The organism is Flavobacterium sp., assembly GCF_027533505.1.
Classification (GTDB): Bacteria; Bacteroidota; Bacteroidia; order Flavobacteriales; family Flavobacteriaceae; genus Flavobacterium.
This window is the reverse complement of record NZ_JAPZUB010000058.1, coordinates 1-18,074: the sequence shown is the minus strand read 5'-3', so window position 1 is coordinate 18,074 and position 18,074 is coordinate 1. Positions and strand designations below refer to the sequence as shown.

Annotated in this window: 19 protein-coding genes and 1 pseudogene; all 20 read left to right on the top strand. The window is 37.5% G+C overall.

Annotated features, from left to right (window positions below; genetic code table 11):
- The first annotated feature begins 216 nt into the window (after positions 1–216).
- The 20 genes and pseudogenes from O9316_RS11815 to O9316_RS11720 all read left to right on the top strand — a co-directional run bounded on the left by O9316_RS11815 (position 217) and on the right by O9316_RS11720 (position 17,941).
- Positions 217–849, top strand: a complete 633-nt coding sequence (locus O9316_RS11815) for a hypothetical protein (RefSeq protein WP_298205477.1) — start codon at positions 217–219, stop codon at positions 847–849.
- Positions 801–1,739, top strand: a complete 939-nt coding sequence (locus tag O9316_RS11810; RefSeq protein WP_298205476.1) for a WavE lipopolysaccharide synthesis family protein — start codon at positions 801–803, stop codon at positions 1,737–1,739. The genes O9316_RS11815 and O9316_RS11810 overlap by 49 nt, the downstream gene beginning before the upstream one ends.
- A complete protein-coding gene (locus O9316_RS11805; RefSeq protein WP_298205475.1) occupies positions 1,711–2,340 on the top strand; it encodes an HAD family phosphatase in 630 nt (209 codons plus the stop codon). Before O9316_RS11810 ends, O9316_RS11805 begins: the two co-directional genes overlap by 29 nt.
- Complete coding sequence (locus tag O9316_RS11800) at positions 2,333–3,058, top strand: glycosyltransferase family 2 protein (RefSeq protein ID WP_298205474.1); 726 nt, start codon at positions 2,333–2,335, stop codon at positions 3,056–3,058. Before O9316_RS11805 ends, O9316_RS11800 begins: the two co-directional genes overlap by 8 nt.
- On the top strand, positions 3,058–3,390 hold the full coding sequence (locus tag O9316_RS11795; RefSeq protein WP_298205473.1) for a hypothetical protein: 333 nt from the start codon (positions 3,058–3,060) through the stop codon (positions 3,388–3,390). Before O9316_RS11800 ends, O9316_RS11795 begins: the two co-directional genes overlap by 1 nt.
- Entirely contained in the window at positions 3,387–4,115 is a 729-nt protein-coding gene (locus tag O9316_RS11790; protein ID WP_298205472.1) for a glycosyltransferase family 2 protein, read from the top strand. The genes O9316_RS11795 and O9316_RS11790 overlap by 4 nt, the downstream gene beginning before the upstream one ends.
- Positions 4,108–5,088 (top strand): WavE lipopolysaccharide synthesis family protein, encoded by a 981-nt coding sequence (locus O9316_RS11785; RefSeq protein WP_298205471.1) that lies wholly within the window; start codon positions 4,108–4,110, stop codon positions 5,086–5,088. The genes O9316_RS11790 and O9316_RS11785 overlap by 8 nt, the downstream gene beginning before the upstream one ends.
- A 3-nt stretch (positions 5,089–5,091) precedes the next feature.
- A complete protein-coding gene (locus O9316_RS11780) occupies positions 5,092–5,667 on the top strand; it encodes an L-threonylcarbamoyladenylate synthase (protein ID WP_298205470.1) in 576 nt (191 codons plus the stop codon).
- Between the two features lie 186 nt (positions 5,668–5,853).
- Complete coding sequence (locus O9316_RS11775) at positions 5,854–7,272, top strand: HD domain-containing protein (RefSeq protein ID WP_298347251.1); 1,419 nt, start codon at positions 5,854–5,856, stop codon at positions 7,270–7,272.
- Between the two features lie 200 nt (positions 7,273–7,472).
- Positions 7,473–8,492, top strand: a complete 1,020-nt coding sequence (locus tag O9316_RS11770) for a COX15/CtaA family protein (RefSeq protein WP_298205468.1) — start codon at positions 7,473–7,475, stop codon at positions 8,490–8,492.
- Between the two features lie 3 nt (positions 8,493–8,495).
- Positions 8,496–9,101, top strand: a complete 606-nt coding sequence (locus O9316_RS11765; protein ID WP_298205467.1) for an SCO family protein — start codon at positions 8,496–8,498, stop codon at positions 9,099–9,101.
- Positions 9,098–9,469 (top strand): hypothetical protein, encoded by a 372-nt coding sequence (locus tag O9316_RS11760; protein WP_298205466.1) that lies wholly within the window; start codon positions 9,098–9,100, stop codon positions 9,467–9,469. Before O9316_RS11765 ends, O9316_RS11760 begins: the two co-directional genes overlap by 4 nt.
- A gap of 70 nt (positions 9,470–9,539) precedes the next feature.
- Positions 9,540–10,373, top strand: a complete 834-nt coding sequence (locus tag O9316_RS11755; RefSeq protein ID WP_298205465.1) for a helix-turn-helix domain-containing protein — start codon at positions 9,540–9,542, stop codon at positions 10,371–10,373.
- A gap of 21 nt (positions 10,374–10,394) precedes the next feature.
- A pseudogene (locus O9316_RS11750) lies at positions 10,395–11,033 on the top strand (superoxide dismutase); the annotation flags it as partial.
- A gap of 379 nt (positions 11,034–11,412) precedes the next feature.
- On the top strand, positions 11,413–11,703 hold the full coding sequence (locus O9316_RS11745; RefSeq protein WP_298205464.1) for a YHS domain-containing protein: 291 nt from the start codon (positions 11,413–11,415) through the stop codon (positions 11,701–11,703).
- Between the two features lie 87 nt (positions 11,704–11,790).
- Entirely contained in the window at positions 11,791–12,009 is a 219-nt protein-coding gene (locus tag O9316_RS11740) for a hypothetical protein (RefSeq protein ID WP_298347250.1), read from the top strand.
- On the top strand, positions 12,003–13,961 hold the full coding sequence (locus O9316_RS11735; protein ID WP_298347248.1) for a TonB-dependent receptor: 1,959 nt from the start codon (positions 12,003–12,005) through the stop codon (positions 13,959–13,961). The genes O9316_RS11740 and O9316_RS11735 overlap by 7 nt, the downstream gene beginning before the upstream one ends.
- Before the next feature lie 51 nt (positions 13,962–14,012).
- Positions 14,013–14,891 (top strand): DJ-1/PfpI family protein, encoded by an 879-nt coding sequence (locus O9316_RS11730; protein WP_298205462.1) that lies wholly within the window; start codon positions 14,013–14,015, stop codon positions 14,889–14,891.
- A gap of 233 nt (positions 14,892–15,124) precedes the next feature.
- A complete protein-coding gene (locus tag O9316_RS11725) occupies positions 15,125–16,606 on the top strand; it encodes a cytochrome c (RefSeq protein WP_298205461.1) in 1,482 nt (493 codons plus the stop codon).
- A 6-nt stretch (positions 16,607–16,612) separates the two neighbouring features.
- On the top strand, positions 16,613–17,941 hold the full coding sequence (locus tag O9316_RS11720; protein ID WP_298205460.1) for a cytochrome c: 1,329 nt from the start codon (positions 16,613–16,615) through the stop codon (positions 17,939–17,941).
- Positions 17,942–18,074: the final 133 nt, after the last annotated feature.

Sequence of the window (18,074 nt, the reverse complement as noted above, 5' to 3'; positions counted from 1 at the left end):
GCCAACTCCTGATTTAAAATCTAACTCAGTATCAAAAGAACTTATAACTTCTAAAACTCTAAAATAATTTTTAACTATATTTGTCATAAATGTTGGTTGTTTTGCGACTTCAAGATACTGATTTTCAGTATCTTGACCAACATTTATTCAATTTTTTAATTCAAATAATTACACCCAACGGGTTATCATTTTTATATTTGTATAAATTTGAAAAGTATGGAAATCATCAGCCACCGTGGATATTGGATAGATCCACAAGAAAAAAATACCGAAGCTGCATTTATTCGTTCATTTTCAAAAAATATAGGAACCGAAACTGATATTCGTGACTATAAAGGTGAATTAGTGATTGCTCATGATATAGCCGATGAAAATTGTATACTTGCTCGAACTTTTTTTGAAATTTACAATCAGTTTAACTGCACGGGAACTTTAGCTTTAAATATAAAAGCGGATGGTTTGCAAGCACCGTTGATGGAATTATTACAGGCGCACCACATCACCAATTATTTTGTTTTTGACATGTCGGTTCCGGATTTATTGCACTACGATCGCCACGGGTTTATCTACTATTCCCGTCGCAGCGAATACGAAACCGCGGTTAGCAAATACGCAGAGTGTAATGGTATTTGGTTAGATGCATTTGAAAGCTTATGGTATGATAACACGTTGATTCGCAAATTTATAGACGATGACAAAAAAGTAGCTCTAGTATCGCCCGAATTACACAAAAGAGATCCAGAAACACTTTGGAATTTACTGAAATCGGAAAACTTACATAGACTTCCCAATATCATTTTGTGTACCGATTTACCAGAGGTCGCTACACTCTTTTTTCAAGAAAGCTAATGATCCATCCTCAAGACATTTCATTTGTTGTGCAGGGTCCCATAGTTAATGAGGAATCACTTAATACACTTTTGGTATTGAAGAGCATCCGAAAACACTATAAGGGTGCAACTATTATTCTATCCACATGGGACACCGAAAACACAAATGAACTTGATTATGATTTATTGATTAAACAGCAAGCACCGGAAGTATTAAATACTGTATATTCTGAACAATGTAATGTAAACCGCCTTTTAGTTTCTTCTCAACATGGTTTAGAAAAAGTTAAAACTCCTTATGCCGTTAAAACACGAACTGATATTGTATTTACTAGTAGTCATTTATGCGGATTTCAATTCGATGACAAAGCAGTTTTGTTTGAATCTAAAATTGTATTACTTAATTATTTTTCAAGAAATCCATATAAACAGTTTGTCAAACATGGTATCGGACTATTATTTCATCCATCAGATATTTTCCTTTTTGGGAAAACTAAAGCTGTACAAAAATTCTTCAGCGCAGAACGTGCTGAAACTTCTATACTCAATAATATTAATGGTAATGCTCCCATTTTTCCGGAACAATATCTACTCATGTCTTTGCTGATTCGCGAAGGATTATTAACCGATTATCATAATTCACGTTTAAAAAGTAACTCGGAATTTACGCACCTTTCTGAAAAAATATTTATCGAAAATTTCAAAATTCACAATCCGAATCAATTAGGAATTACAATTCCAAAGCGCATTATTAGCGGTTGGCACGCAGACTCTATATACACTGAAAATGAATTGATTAAATCAAAATATTTTAGCATACTAAAAGCAATATACTATTGCAAAATATATCCTATTTTTATAAAAATAAAAAAATTGGCAAATGACAAAAATCAAAGCCGTATTGTTTGATATGGATGGCGTACTCATCGATGCTAAAGATTGGCATTATGAAGCCTTAAACAAAGCCTTGCGCTTATTTGGAACCGAAATTAGTCGCTACGATCATTTGGTCACTTTTGACGGACTTCCGACCAAGAAAAAATTGGAGATGTTAAGTTTGGAAGGTGGTTTTCCCCGTAAATTGCATGGGTTCATCAACGACCTTAAGCAAGTGTATACGATGGAAATGGTCTATGCCAAATGCAAACCTTCATTTAATCACCAATATACGTTATCCAAACTAAAAGAAGAAGGCTACCATATTGCCGTTTGTTCGAATTCGGTGCGCAACACCATCGAAATCATGATGCAAAAAGCCAACTTGACCCAATATTTGGATTTCTTTATTTCTAATCAAGATGTGACTCACGGTAAACCCGATCCGGAGATTTACCAAAAAGCCATTCAACGCTTGGGACTCCAACCCGAAGAATGTTTGATTGTAGAAGATAATGAAAACGGAATCAAAGCAGCGATCGCTTCGGGAGCCCATTTATTAAAAGTAGAGACGGTGGATGACGTACAATTTACCGCCATTATGAACCGTATTAAAGAAATTGAACATGCTTAAAATCATTATTCCTTTAGCCGGTAGTTCTGAATTGTACACCAATGCCGGATTCTCCTATCCAAAACCTTTGGTTGAAATCGATGGCAAACCCATGATTCAAATAGTGATTGAACAATTCCAATCGATTACCGAACCTTTTCAGGCTGTTTTTATTTTAAAAGATGAAGATGTACGAAAATTTCACTTGGACAATACCATTCGTTTATTGGCACCCAATAGCGAAATTGTAAAATTGAAAAGTGATACCAAAGGTGCCTTGTGCAGTATCTTAATGACGATTGATTCCCTTTCGGATGACGATCGTATTTTAGTATTGAACGGCGACCAAATCATCAACCATAATTTCCAATCCATTTTACAATCGTTTGATGAACGTAAAGCGGATGTGGGTATTGTTACCTTTCCTTCGGTACATCCACGTTGGTCGTATGCCCGCATTGAACATGGTGAAGTGGTACAAACGGCTGAGAAAAATCCGATCAGTAGTGCAGCTATTGCCGGTTTTTACTTCTTTGCAAAAGCACAGGATTTCTTTGCCAATGCGTTCCAATGTATTTTGGATGATGTACAAATCAATGGGAACTTTTTCACCTCATCCTTGATTAATGAATATATTTTAAAGAATCAAAAAGTAGTGGATTTTGGCATTTACAAAACGGATTACCATTCGTTTTATGCACCACAAAATTTACAAGAATTCTTAAAAGCACAAAAATAATGGCGCTTGAAAAACACGATTTAGCCGATATGTTTAAAGGATGGTTCATTGGTAACTTCGAACCTTCATTATACAATACCAATGATGTAGAAGTAGGTGTAAAATCCTATACTGCGGGGGAATACGAAGCTTCGCACCATCACAAAATCGCAACGGAATTTACCGTAATCATTTCTGGAGAAGTGGAAATGAGTGGTGAAAAATATGGCGCCGGTGCGATTATCAAAATTGAACCCAATACTTCAACTGATTTTAGAGCACTCACCGACACAACCACCGTAGTAGTAAAAGTTCCCGGTGCTTCCAATGATAAATACGTAGATTCATTATGATTAATATTGTAATTCCGATGGCTGGTCAAGGCAGTCGTTTTGCTCAAGCCGGTTATGAAAAACCAAAACCTTTTATCGATGTAAACGGTAAGCCAATGATTGCGCGGGTGATGGAGAATTTATACTATCCCAATGCCAATTATATTTTAATAGGACGTAAAGAACATTTGAAACAAGAGCGGGAATTGGTCGCTGCATTGGAAAAAAATTACAACGCTCAATTCATCGAATTGGATCAATTGACTGAAGGAACGGCTTGTACCGTTTTGTTTGCTCGTAAATTCATTAACAATGATTATCCGTTGTTGATTGCCAACTCTGATCAGTTGGTAGATCATTCGATAGAAGCGTATATCAACGATTGTTTGGAGCAAAATGCAGACGGCAGTATTTTGACGTTTGTCGATGCAGAACGCAATCCGAAGTGGTCCTTTGCCAAAATCGATGCGCAGGGTAATGTGACCGAAGTAAAAGAGAAAAAAGCCATTTCAGAATATGCAACGGTAGGGATTTATTTCTTTACCAAAGGACACTATTTTGTGGATGGCGCCATTGATATGATTGCCAATAACGACCGTGTCAATAACGAATTTTACACCTGTCCGGTCTATAATTATTGTATTGCAGAAGGCCAAAAAATCAAAATCTACAACATTGATTTTGAAGCGATGCACGGTTTGGGTACGCCCGAAGATTTGACCCTCTATTTAGAAAAACATGCCTAATCCTTCGGATTTTTCGGTTGTCGTTCAGGGTCCAGTTCACGGGAAACCCACCGATGTGGCGAGCTTACAACTGACTCAACGTTGTATCGAAAGTGCCCGTGCTTTTTTACCGGGAGCGGAAATCATTTTATCGACCTGGAAAGGCAACGATGTTTCGCATTTGGACTTTGATGTTTTAATTGAAAATGAAGATCCGGGAGGCACCTCATATTACGATAGTAATACTTCCAAATACAATAACAACAACCGACAGATTGTATCCACGCGAAACGGCGTATTGAAAGCCACGCGAACCTACACAATGAAACTGCGCAGCGATTGCTGTTTGATCCATGGAGGTTTTATGGATTATTTGGGGAAATATACGGCACACAATGACTACAAGGTTTTTGAAGAGCGTGTACTCACCTCTGTGGCATTTACTAAAGATCCACGAAGAGTGCCGATTTTGTATCATGTAAGTGATATTTTCCAAGTGGGATTAACGACGGACATGCATTTGTTATGGAATATCCCGTTACAACCTGAACCCGAAACGACGCGACGATTTCCTGAAAATCATATTATTTACAACGAAGCCTATCCCTACGAGGCGTATAAAATGCGCTATGCCTGTGAGCAGTACATTTGGTGTGCTTGTACGGCAAAAAAAGGGATTGACTTGCAGTTGAACTATTATACCGAATTGCCTTTTTCAAAAATTGCCCTTTCGGAAAAAACACTCATTGATAATTTTGTGTTTTTAGAATTGGACCAATTGGGCTTACGATTACCTGAAAAAATGGATATCGAATTGGATAATCCTACTTTATATTCCTTTGCGCAATGGGAAGCGTTATACCAAGCCTATTGTGTGGCAAAGAACAGCAATGATTTTTGGACGGCATTGCAGGTGAAATGGAATTCGTTCCTGTATATTTTAAAAAATTTCAGACGAAGAAAAAAACGTTTACAACGCTTGAAGCGTTCTTAAGTTATGGAACTGAAGTTAATTGCGAAAGAAGTACATAATGCCTTCGAAGTCATTGCGAAAGGCGGTATCATTTTGTATCCCACCGATACGGTTTGGGGTATTGGATGTGATGCTACGAATGAAGCAGCAGTTCAGAAAATTTATGCCTTAAAACAACGCGAAGAGTCCAAAAGCATGATTGTATTGATGCACAGCGAGCGCTTGGTGCATAGTGTATTTCATCAGATTCCAGAAGTCGCTTGGCAGCTGTTAGAATTTGCAACCCAACCCACTACGCTTATATTGGACCAACCCAAAAATGTAGCCCCCAATTTAATCAGTACCGATAATTCCCTCGGCATGCGGTTGGTGACCGAACCGTTTTGTTACCAATTAATGGAGCGAATGAAACGCCCGTTGGTATCGACTTCGGCAAATGTTTCAGGGGCGCCAACACCGAAATCGTTCCAAGAAATTAGTCCCGAAATAGTCCAAGGTGTGGATTACGTCGTGCAATTGCATCGCGATCGCGTGGCGAGCAAACCGTCGACAATTATCAAACTTACCCTTGATGCGCAGGTAAGGGTGATACGGAAATGATTTGAAGATTTGAAGATTTGAAGATTTGAAAATTGTGATTCATTTACCGATGGCACCAGCGGTAGCCCCGAAGTATCGGGAGGCATCCTTTTATGAAGCCCTAGCGGCATAAAAGATACAGCGGATGACGCGCCCGGGTGCCCAAATAACCACCGTGAATTTGTATTTTTGCAAAAATATTTCGCTTTGAAAACCAACTACGCCGACGTTTTAGACCGTAAGATATTTAAAATCATTGCTCAAGCTGCAAGTGAATTGCAGTTGGAATGTTATGTGATTGGCGGTTTTGTGCGGGATGTTTTATTACAACGGAACCACAAGAAAGACATTGACATCGTGGCGGTGGGGTCGGGAATCGATTTGGCACTGAAAGTGAGTAGCCTGCTTCCCCATCAACCCAAAGTACAGGTTTTTAAAAACTACGGCACAGCGATGTTGCGTTACAAGGATATGGACATCGAATTTGTGGGTGCGCGAAAAGAAAGTTACACCGAAGAAAGTCGTAACCCCCAGGTCGATGCCGGCTCGCTAGAAGACGATCAAAACCGTCGGGACTTTACTATCAATGCCTTGGCCTTTTCACTGAATTCGACCCATTATGGTGATTTGATTGATCCTTTTGGGGGTGTTGCCGACCTGGAAGCCAAAGTGATACGCACGCCTTTAGACCCTGACATTACCTATTCCGACGATCCGTTGCGGATGTTGCGCGCCATTCGGTTTGCGACCCAATTGAACTTTACAATCATTCCCGAATCGTTGGAAGCCATTGCGCGAAATGCGTACCGTATCGATATTATTTCGGGGGAGCGTATTGTGGAGGAATTGCATAAAATACTACAAACCCCACAGCCATCGACGGGCTTTTTATTATTGTACCAAACCCAACTTTTGGAACGGATTTTACCCGAATTGACCGCTTTAAATTTGGTCGAAGAAGTCGAAGGACACACCCATAAAAACAATTTTTACCATACGTTGGAAGTCGTCGATAACATTTGTAAAACCACCGAAGATCTTTGGTTGCGATGGGCAGCCTTGTTGCATGATATCGGGAAGGCACCCACGAAACGATTTCACAAAAAACAAGGGTGGACCTTTCACGGTCATGAATTTTTAGGCGGTAAAATGGTAAAGAAAATCTTTGCGCGTTTGCACATGCCCTTGAATCAAAAGATGAAGTTTGTGCAGAAAATGGTCATGATGAGTTACCGCCCGATTGTACTTTCGCAAGAGATTGTCACGGATAGTGCGGTACGACGGTTGATTTTTGATGCCGGTGAAGATGTAGAATCACTGATGACGTTGTGTGAAGCCGACATTACCACGAAAAATCCGAAGAAGTTTGAAAAGTACCATAAAAACTTCGAACTCGTACGCCAAAAAATAGTGGAAGTTGAAGCGCGAGACCAAGTGCGCAATTTTCAACCACCCATTACGGGGGAAGAAATCATGGAGCGGTTCAATTTGAAACCCTCACGCGAAGTGGGCCAATTGAAAGAGGCGGTGAAAGAAGCCATTTTGGAAGGAGAAATTCCCAACGAATACGAAGCGGCCTATGCTTTTGTAGTTGCGAAAGCGAAAGCGATGGGGATAATAATGTAGCTGCTGAGCTGCTGAGAGGCTGAGAGGCTGAGAGGCTGAGCTACTAAGCTGAGCGTCTGTGTTATTATTCGGTCAATTCATGTTTTGTACAACAGTTTCAATTCGCTTCCATTGGTTTGAAAAAAACAAAAAATTAACCACCGTTTAATCGATGCAATTCAAGTCTGTACTGTACCTTTGTGGGGCTTAAAAATTTTCATATGAAAGCGGATAAAGGCGTTATCAATTGGTTGTTTACCGGCTGTATTTTGGTTTTTGTAATGGTTGTGGTGGGAGGAATCACGCGCTTGACAGGCTCAGGATTATCGATGACCGATTGGCATTTGGTGACCGACACCTTTCCCCCGATGAGTGATGCCGCTTGGCAGACTGCTTTTGAAGAGTACAAGAAATTCCCCGAATACCAGCGTATCAACAGCCACTTTACGTTGGCAGACTACAAGTTCATTTACTTTTGGGAATGGTTCCACCGCTTTATCGCACGCATACTAGGCTTCGTATTTTTGATTCCGTTTATCTACTTTTTAGTGAAAAAAAGATTGACGCAACGAACAGTAGTTCAATGCTTGATTTTATTAGGCATGGGGGCCTTTCAAGGATTTTTGGGTTGGTTTATGGTCAAAAGTGGTTTGGTCGATTTCAACCAGCCTGATGTGAGTCATTTCCGTTTATCCATTCATTTAACGTTTGCTTTTCTCACCTTTGCCTACACTTTTTGGGTGGCGTTGGACTTGAAGTATCAAGGGATTTCGGAACGTATTGCGCCCTTGGGCAAAATTGCGCTTTGGACATGGATTCTGGTTGTGGTACAAATTATTTGGGGAGGATTTGTAGCCGGTTTGGATGCAGGTTATATTCACAACCATTGGCCCTTAATGAGCGACGGACAGTTTTTTCATGAAAGCATTCGTTTGGAAAAACCCAATTGGTTGTTGCGGTTCACCGAAGGAAAAAGCGGCGTACAATTTATACACCGCACTCTGGCGTATGTCGTGGTAGGTTTTATCGTTTACTTGGCCATTAAAAGTCGGAAATACCGTCTATCTACAACTCAGAAAAACGGCATCACAGCCTTGTTGGTTATTGTTTTTATCCAAGTGACCTTAGGAATTTTCACCTTATTGTATAGCGTACCGTTGTGGTTGGGCGTGACCCATCAAGCAGTAGCGTTTTTTTTGTTGGCGGCAATTACGTTTGTAATGCACCGAGTAATCAAGTAACCAATGAAATATACCCTTCTTTTCACCCTACTGTTTTTTTTTAGTTGTAAACCTGAAACGGAGCGATTACCAATTTTGGGAGAACCCACAACCATACAGGGTAAAAAAGTATATCCTAGAATTGGAGATTTTAGTTTTACTGATCAAGATGGAAAGAAAATCACCAATCGAACCTTTGAAGGAAAAATATACGTTGCCGACTTCATTTTCTTATCCTGTCCGACCATCTGTCCGATAATGAATCAAGAATTAAAAAAAGTATACACTGTTTATCAAAACAATTCTAAGGTAAATTTTCTCTCTCATACCATTGATCCTGAGCACGATACCGTTGAAAAACTAAAAGCATTCAAAACAAGCCAAAAATTAAATTCACATTGGTTTTTTGTCACTGGGTCGAAAGATAGTATCTTTGAACTCGCAACAAAGAGTTATATGACTCCTGCCTATCCCGATGCTGAAGAACCGGGAGGTTTAGTACATGGAGGAGGACTTTTGTTGATTGATAACAACCGGCATATACGAGGAGTTTATGATGGTACAAATCCAGAAGAAACGAAGCGTTTGATTAATGATATAGGGATATTATTGAAAGAATTGATGAAATGAAAAAAGTATTGGTGCTTTTTTTACTTTTTATTTTTACAATCCAAGCCACAAAAAGTTTTTGGATAATTTCATCATTTTACCTTAACAGAGAGTACATCGCCGAGAACATTTGTATCAATCGATTTGATAAAATTCCCATTTGTAAAGGTATTTGTTACTTAGATAACCAGTTGAGCAAGGAACAAAAAGAAACCCAAAAGAGCTTACTTAAAATTGAAAAAGAAAGCTTTTTTGTGCTTTCCATTTTTAATTCCAAAGAAATTTCTCGTTTTATCCCTACAGAAACCAAAAAAATAATTGACTGTCAAACAGTTAAACACCACTCCCCTTTCCTTTATAGTTTTGACAATCCCCCAGAGTTAGTTTAATAATTAGACATAATTATTAACTTTAAAACTAACCATCATGCAGTCAAGTCATGTCTTGATATGTGATTTGGTGGATTTTAGCAAAAGTAATTGTGCTATTTTTTATGATACCTTAAAAGGGTTTAACGCTAAGTTCCCATTTGTGGAAGAATCGCACAAACAAAACTTTTATTCAATTTTGTTTTTAGATTCATGCAATGGTGAAATAGAAATTGATAATCATAAAATTTATTTCAATTGTCCAAAAGTTGTTATTATTCAGCCAAATTGTATTTCAAAAATAAATTTACATCCAGAAACAGGAGGCAGGATTATTGCTTTTACCGAAACATTTTTTTCGTTGCGTTACAACAATAACTCTTTAAATGATTTTTCATTTTTTGAGCATGGTTGTAAACCATATGTAGCATTAAACTCATTTCAAAAAGAAAACTTACAAACATTTTTTGAATTATTTGAGTTGGAATACAATGCAATATTAAAAGACAAAACAAAAGTACTTCGTTCGATTCTGAATATTTTATTGGTTCAATTGGAACGCATTTACAATCCGCAAATAATTCCTAAAACACCGAATACCAAAAACGAAAAAATTAAAGAATTTGAAAAACTGGTAGAGCAACATTTTAAAGAACAAAAAATGCCTTCGTTTTATGCCGAGAAGCTACATGTTACACCCAATTATCTGAATAAGGTATGTAAAAGTGAAACAGGGAAAACAGCAGGCGATTTAATACGAAAAAGAATAACGATAGAAGCACAACGCCTTTTACATTACACCTCGCTATCTATCAATGAAATAGCACACGATTTAGGGTTTGAAAATGTATCCTATTTTGTAACTTTTTTCAAAAAACAAACCTTAACGACGCCTGAACAATTTAGAAAAAATGCCAATCACTAATCAACATTAATTTAAAAAACAATGAAAAAAAATCAAATTTTATCCGTTTTCATATTGCTCTGTACAACCGTATCAGCGCAGTTTACACAAAAACCATTGCCGTATAATTACAATGCTTTGGAGCCCTATATTGATGCGCTAACCATGGAAATTCACTACAGCAAACATCATGCGTCGTATGTAAAAAACTTAAATACGGCTATCCTTGGAACAGAGGCAGAAAAAATGACAATTACAGAGATTTTTGGCCATGTTTCAAAGTTAAGTCCAGCTATTAGAAACAATGCGGGTGGCCATTTTAATCATGAATTTTTTTGGTCAATTCTCACTTCTGAGAAGAACACTCGACCCTCGACTGACTTAGCAAAGGCAATTCAAGAAACTTTTGGTGGTATCGAAGCGTTAAAGGAAAAAATGAATGCCGCTGCGTCCAGTCGTTTTGGTTCGGGTTGGGTTTGGTTGTACGTTAATCAAGACGGTAAATTAGCTATTTGTACAACGGCTAATCAAGATAATCCGATAATGGATATAGCCGAAAACAAAGGAATGCCAATTTTAGGTATTGATGTTTGGGAACATGCCTATTATTTAAAATATCAAAATAAACGTGCAGATTATGTCGATGCGATATGGAATGTGATTAACTGGAATGAAGTAAGCAACTATTACAAAACAGCTTCGGCTAAAAAGAAAGGCAAGTTTGATGACTGGCAAGCCTTGAAAGATTTTCATAAAGTAATGTCGCAAACATTTCACCCCAGTGAAGAAGGCAACTTACAACCGATAAAAGAACGAAGCGGAGAAATGGTTCTGAAAGCCGAATTACTCGCGAAATCAAACATTCCAGCGGAGTTTAATTCAAAAGAAGTAGTCGCAGCTGTTAAGAAACTAGAAACCGATAGCAAAAAATTGGACCAATTAGTCAAAAGCAAAAAATCGGATAAAGAACTCACGGAAGCCTTATCAAAATTACATGATGTATTCCATGAAATTATTGGATTATGTTCAAATGAAGAACATCATTAAAACAGGGGTTACAATGAAAAGAACAATCGTAATGATGATGGGAATCCTTAGTGTAGGATGTCAAAAGTCGGAAACCGTAACAAATGGCTTTACTGTAAAAGAAAATCCAAGTTTGATTGATCCAAAAAATCCATTGAATAAGTTAACCTACGCCAATCAAATTGATTTCTATTGCAAAATGGATATTACCAAATTTGGAGTATCCGATACGGTAACTTATCAGGGAAAACTATACGGTTTCTGTGCCCCAGTCTGTAAAGAGGAGTTTATAAAAAATCCAGAAATGTATTTGGCCAAAAAGTAAAATACAAGGATTGAAAAACGAAATAGATGTCGTTTTAATGAAAATAAACCGCTTAACTGTTTAGGTGATTTTGCAAAAAATTAAACAATGTATAAAAAGATAACCATGAATCTTAAGAGTGTAATCACTTTATTCTCCCTATTTGGGTTAGCCACGATGGCATCGGCACAAGTTAACGACTCCCTAAAAGTCCAAAAACTAGAGGAAGTAATCGTAACCGCAAACAAATCGGAACAAAAAATATTGAAGTTCCAGTGGCAGTTACCGCTATTTCCGCAAAATCGGTCACAAACTCACGTTTGGTAACTATATCCGATTTATCAGGTCGAGTTCCAAATTACCTTTACCAAGAATTAGGCGTTGGTTTTCAAGCCTTACAATCCATCAGAGGGATTCAAGTATTTAGTGAAAACCCAGCCGTTTCAACCTATATCGATGATGTAAATTTATTGGATATATTGGCCGGTGGATTTGCGCTAACCGATGTAGAACGCATTGAAGTGTTACACGGACCGCAAAGTACACTCTTTGGAAGGAATGCCATGGGTGGCGTTGTAACTATTTTTACGAAACAGCCCTCCAACAAAACTACAGGATTTGTCGAACTTGAAAATGGTAATTTTGCTTTACAGCGTTATACAGCAGGTTTTAAAACGCCAATAATTAAAGACAAGTTATTTTTTGGAATCAATGGCTTGTTTCAAAAAAGAGAAGGTTTTATGAAAAATGACATTACGGGAACCTCATCGACAGACGTGCGTTTGAATGGAAGAACGGTTGGTGGTGAAGAAAACACCTATGGTAATGCGTTTTTAAAGTGGTTAGTGACTGATAAATTTAGTCTAACGGCAAACGTAAAAACGCAAAAAGATTTCTCTAATGAATCGGTTTTTTTTGTATCCCAAGCCAATGAAACCGCGGCATTAGAAAACCCGACTGTCATAAACCTTAGTCGTATAGGAAGACATCAACGTAAAATTACCAACTATTCCGTAACGGGAAAATACAAAGCAAAAAACTTTGATTTGATTTCAATAAGCTCTTTTCAACAAATTAGTTTATCGTTTCGAGATATTGATTTTCCTGGTATTTATCATTCTTTTTCAAGCAGTGCCATTGGAGAAGAACTTCCTCCTCAAGAAGTGTTGAGCCAAGAGTTTCGCATCAACTCAACCAACAAAGAAAGTAAATTGCAATATGTAGCCGGTCTTTTTGGTTTTAAACAAGTGGGGTATGAACCTTCTACGAATTTAGCTTTTGAAAATGCGCCTAATAACTTTAGTATTTTTAGAAATAGAAGTAATAATAGTGGCTATGCTGCTTTTGGAGAAGTAAGTTACAAGGTCTCCGAAAAGCTAAAAATAACTGCTGGAGCGCGTTATGATATTGAGGAACGCGAGGCTACATTTAATGGTTTTGGTGATGCTGTATTTGTTAATGGTGTATTTACACAACTTAATCCCGACCAAACCAAATCAGCTTCTTTCAACGCTTTTTCCCCAAAAGCGGCTATCGTATACAACTTGAGTAAAAATGCTAATGCTTACGCTACTTACACCCGTGGTTTCAGAGCAGGTGGCATCAATGCCCAAGGTGGTTTGCCTGTGGGGGTTCGCCAAGATTTTGATCCCGAGTATTCTAATAACTTTGAGGTAGGTTACAAATCTACTTTCTGGAATAACCGAATCCACTTTAATCTTGCAACCTATTTAATTAATTGGAAAGATTTACAATTCTTCAACAATGTGGCCCCCTTTACATTTGTTCGCGAAAATGTAGGTGATGCCTATTCCAAAGGAATTGAAGTAGAAGCCAATGTTATTCCAGTTAAAGGACTTCAATTGGATTTTGCGTATGCAATCAATGATGCAGCATACGAGGATTTTTCATTGTTACGATTTGGAAACGCTGTTCCCATTGGAGGAAATACTTTAGCTAATGCTCCGAAAACTACCTTTTTCACTGCCGCAGAATATACCATTCAAACTTCTGAAAATGTAAATTTATTGTTTCGAGCAGAGTTTAGAAACATTGGTGGCTACTATACAGATATTCAAAACTCATTGTATCAACCCACCTATCAGGTGGTAAATACTCGATTCGGGTTGAGTTATCCTAATTATGGAATATTCCTATGGACACGAAACTTGACCAACGCAAATTATTTAGCTTTTGGTGCAGCCGACACCAGTTTTGGTCGTCGCTCGCTCGCTGCAATGCCGGCGCAATTGGGGATAACTTTAACCGCACGATTTTAATGAATCAAAATGGGCGTTACTTGGTTTCGCCCATTTTTAATATACTTACAAATGAGAAAAATAATCGCGCTACTATTTGTCCCATTATTTACCATTTCGTGTAAAAATGAGGAGGTGAAAAAAAGTCCTGAAAAAGTAACTATGTCAAAAAGCGATTCGTTAAAAATAGCGAAGGAAATCGAAAATTTCAGTCCAGAAAACCATGTAAATTCAATGGAGATGATTTTTGGAAAACCAAAATTTGACATAAAAACCATTGGAATTTTAGTGTATGATGGTGTAAACGATTTGGATGTGATGGGACCTCGCTATGTATTAGGTCAGGCCATGGGTGTAAAAACACAATTAATAAGTATCAAAAAAGGAAATATCAAAACCGTAATGGGTGTTGAGATTGTCCCGAATACCACTATTGCATCTGTTAACCAATTGGATATTCTAATTATTCCCGGTGGTTTTACAGGTACCATTGAAGCGGCTTATGACGCTAATTTACACCAATGGATTAGAAAAATTGACAAAACCACAAAATATACTGGAGCTGTTTGTACAGGGGTATGGGTGTTGGGCGCTACAGGTTTATTAGAAAATAAAAAAGCGTCTACTAATTGGTATAGAGAAGAAGAATTTTTAAAGAAATACAAAGCTATTCCTGCTAATGAGCGGTATACAAAAGATGGAAAATACTGGACAAGCGCAGGGGTTACTGCGGGTATGGATATGTCGTTAGCCATGATGAAAGATATTTATGGCGATAAATATGCCCAAGCCATCATGCTTGATATGGAATATGATCCACACCCTCCGATTGAAGGCGGAACACCTGAAAAAACCAATTGGGCCGTCAATTGGATGATGAAATCGATGTATGATGGTGGAGTTAATCCTTTGATTGACAGTTTAGAAACAAGGAAAAAGAAGAATAAATAATCATTTTGAATATTTAAATTTGTTTGGTTAGAAACCCCATAGTATACTTACTTTTGGGGTTTTTTATTTAAAATAAAAACGTAAGAATTGAAAATCAAAATCAACCAGTGTAAACAGCAAAAAACATAGCACTTTTTTAAAACATAGCAGGAATATTTTTCAAAACTTCCTGCTTTATTTTTTTTAGTTTCTCGGGGGTATATCAATGAAATTTGTAAAAAAATTGAATTGTTATGGACTTCCCAATGTTTCACTTAGACTGGCTTAACGACCGTTTCTTGATTGCGGCCATTGCCATTTTACATGTTTTTATTAATCATGGTCTTGCAGTAGGCTTCATACCTTACATTACATGGTTGGAGCAGAAGGGTGTTTCAATGGCATCGCCCAATCAAATTACAAATCTAGAGTGGGATACTTTAGTGTACAAAAAGATGAAAGTTGCTTTTATCATCACGACTACTATCGGCGCGATGACAGGTGTTGGAATTTGGTTTTCAGTGGCCTTAGTTAGTCCCGCTTCCATTGGAAGTTTGATTCGCGTATTTTATTGGGCATGGTTTATAGAATGGTTAGTGTTTGTAACAGAAGTTGTACTAATACTGATTTATTTTCTCACCTGGAAAAATGCAAATACTTCATTGAAAGCAAAAATTCGTCATATTAATTTTGGTTGGTATTTGAGTGTATTTTCTTGGATCACCATGGCTATTATTGTTGCTATTCTTGGGTTTATGATGGATCCAGGAAACTGGAATAACGAACAAACCTTACTTAACGGTTTTACGAACCCCATTTATTTACCCCAATTACTTTTCAGAACTCCTACAGCGATGTTAGTGGCTGGTGTTTTTGGCATGTTGCTGACTACAATTTTTGCGAAAAAAGGTACAGAAATGCGTTCAAAAGCCATCAAATTTGCAGGGCAATGGATTTTAGCATGGATTCCTTTGGCAATTATCGGGGCCGTTTACTATTGGAATGTGATGCCCGCAGCCATGAAAGAGAATATGGCCACCGCTGTGGGTTCCCAAGATTTTGCCGAATATTACAATTTATTAAAATATTTCATCATTGGTGCTGCCTCACTAGCCATTATTTTGGCGGGGGTTGCGGTATTAAAACCTAAAAAAATAAAACTCGCTTACGTAATTGTACCCTGTTTATTTGTATTCGGATTTTTAGGAATTTTTGAGCGTGTGAGAGAATTTATCCGTAAGCCTTATGTTATTGGAAACTACATGTATTCCAATCTATTAAGAGAAGAAGACTATCCCTTGTACAAAAGAGATGGGATCCTAAAATATGCCACATATACCTCGGTAACCGAAATTACAGAGGAAAATAAAGTGGAAGCAGGTAAAGATGTTTTTATGAATTTGTGTAGTCGGTGCCATACCGTCAATCCACAAGGTGTAAACTCAATTGTATATGTTTTTGAACGCATGTATGGATTTGGAAAACCATTGGACGAAGGCGCTATGAAAGCCTATATACCCAATATGCACAACGGTAGAACGTATATGCCGCCATTCGCTGGAAATGAAAAAGAATTGGATGCATTGGTTGCCTACATCAAACAAGTGCAAGAAACCGGGGAAAGTCTTGAAGGCGTTCAATCTGCGGGAGTTAAAATAAACCCAATGAACAGTGCTGTTGAAGTTTCCAAAAGAAAAAATAATAAAGAAAAAGATACGCAACTCGCAAAAAACTAACGCAATATGTTACTTCAAATAAATACTCCAATACCAAAAGATTTACCTTTAGACTTACCATTACCCGAATGGCTTTTAGTTGGCTTACTCGTTTTCTCCTTTTTATTGCATATCCTCTTTATCAATTTAATGGTCGGTGGAAGTATCATTACACTTTGGGCACAAATCAAAGGTTTAAAAAATAAAGAATATGATATATTCGCACACGAAATTGCCAAAACAATAACAGTGAATAAAAGTATTGCTGTGGTAATGGGAGTTGCTCCATTGTTGAGCATCAATACCTTATACACCCTTTACTTTTATTCGGCCAATGCCCTAACAGGTTTTGCTTGGATAATGATCATTCCCTTAGTTACCATTGCTTTTTTACTCACTTACCTACATAAATACACTTGGCAAAATTTAGAAAAAAACAAATCGCTTCACTTAACAATTATGGGGTTGGCCGTGGCGATCTTTTTGTTTATTCCACTCATTTTCCTGACCAATGTCAATTTAATGCTGTTTCCTGAAAAATGGGGTACAGTTCAAGGATTTTTAAGCGCCTTATTGTTACCTAACGTGTTTCCTCGCTACTTCGAATTTTTGGGTGCTTGTATTGCAATTACGGGAATTTTTATAGTTTGGTACAACGGAAGAAAAGCCTATCCAATTGAAGAGATCTACACAAATTTCACACGATATACTATTAAAAAAATAGGGTATTCTATAGCAACTTTAGGGCTTAGTCTGCAAATTTTATTTGGTATTATTGTCTTGTTTACTTTACCCTCCAAAGGAATTAGCTACGCTGTCATCAGTGTAATGGCGGGAGCTGGTCTGCTATTGGCTTATGCTTTATGGTATTGTTACAAATCACTCACTAACGATGAGCATTTCATAGATATTCACTTCAAAAAAATTGTAATTTCAGTTTTGGTTTTCATGATATTTTACGGAGGAAGTCGTCAAATGTATAGGCATAATGCATTAGAAAAACATCAAGAATTAGTAGCAGCACATACCGCAGAATTTCAACAATTAAGTAAACAGGCACGCGAAGAATCAATTTTCTTAAAACAAAAGGCTGCTGCTACACCCAAAACAGAAGCCGATTTAGGAAAGGACGTATTTAACCAATATTGTGCCGCATGCCACAAAACTGATGCAAAGTTGGTGGGGCCACCCGTTATTGAAATGGCAAGTATTTATAAAAGCGATAAAGCCAATTTGCAAAAATGGATAAAAGCTCCCGGTAAAAAAAGAGCGGACTACCCCCAAATGCCTGGTTTTCCTCAATTATCACAAGCAGAATTAGATCAACTTTCAGAATACATTTTAACCATTAAATAGTCATTCCTTAAAAAGCCACTATTTTAAATTTCGATTAAAATAGTGGTTTTATTTTTAGTGAAAAAGTTGAACAATAATTGTAACCAAAAAATAATTAGTTCTTTAATTTGGTTAAATCGGAGCTTTAGATTGT

Bases quoted from the DNA above. Each gene is read 5' to 3' on its own strand.
- O9316_RS11815 (WP_298205477.1), top strand. From the start codon at position 217: ATGGAAATCATCAGCCACCGTGGATATTGGATAGATCCACAAGAAAAA.
- O9316_RS11760 (WP_298205466.1), top strand. From the start codon at position 9,098: ATGAAAAAAGTATTGGTGCTTTTTTTACTTTTTATTTTTACAATCCAA.
- O9316_RS11780 (WP_298205470.1), top strand. From the start codon at position 5,092: ATGGAACTGAAGTTAATTGCGAAAGAAGTACATAATGCCTTCGAAGTC.
- O9316_RS11805 (WP_298205475.1), top strand. From the start codon at position 1,711: ATGACAAAAATCAAAGCCGTATTGTTTGATATGGATGGCGTACTCATC.
- O9316_RS11795 (WP_298205473.1), top strand. From the start codon at position 3,058: ATGGCGCTTGAAAAACACGATTTAGCCGATATGTTTAAAGGATGGTTC.
- O9316_RS11730 (WP_298205462.1), top strand. From the start codon at position 14,013: ATGAGAAAAATAATCGCGCTACTATTTGTCCCATTATTTACCATTTCG.
- O9316_RS11745 (WP_298205464.1), top strand. From the start codon at position 11,413: ATGAAAAGAACAATCGTAATGATGATGGGAATCCTTAGTGTAGGATGT.
- O9316_RS11770 (WP_298205468.1), top strand. From the start codon at position 7,473: ATGAAAGCGGATAAAGGCGTTATCAATTGGTTGTTTACCGGCTGTATT.
- O9316_RS11740 (WP_298347250.1), top strand. From the start codon at position 11,791: ATGTATAAAAAGATAACCATGAATCTTAAGAGTGTAATCACTTTATTC.
- O9316_RS11785 (WP_298205471.1), top strand. From the start codon at position 4,108: ATGCCTAATCCTTCGGATTTTTCGGTTGTCGTTCAGGGTCCAGTTCAC.
- O9316_RS11790 (WP_298205472.1), top strand. From the start codon at position 3,387: ATGATTAATATTGTAATTCCGATGGCTGGTCAAGGCAGTCGTTTTGCT.
- O9316_RS11765 (WP_298205467.1), top strand. From the start codon at position 8,496: ATGAAATATACCCTTCTTTTCACCCTACTGTTTTTTTTTAGTTGTAAA.
- O9316_RS11720 (WP_298205460.1), top strand. From the start codon at position 16,613: ATGTTACTTCAAATAAATACTCCAATACCAAAAGATTTACCTTTAGAC.
- O9316_RS11725 (WP_298205461.1), top strand. From the start codon at position 15,125: ATGGACTTCCCAATGTTTCACTTAGACTGGCTTAACGACCGTTTCTTG.
- O9316_RS11800 (WP_298205474.1), top strand. From the start codon at position 2,333: ATGCTTAAAATCATTATTCCTTTAGCCGGTAGTTCTGAATTGTACACC.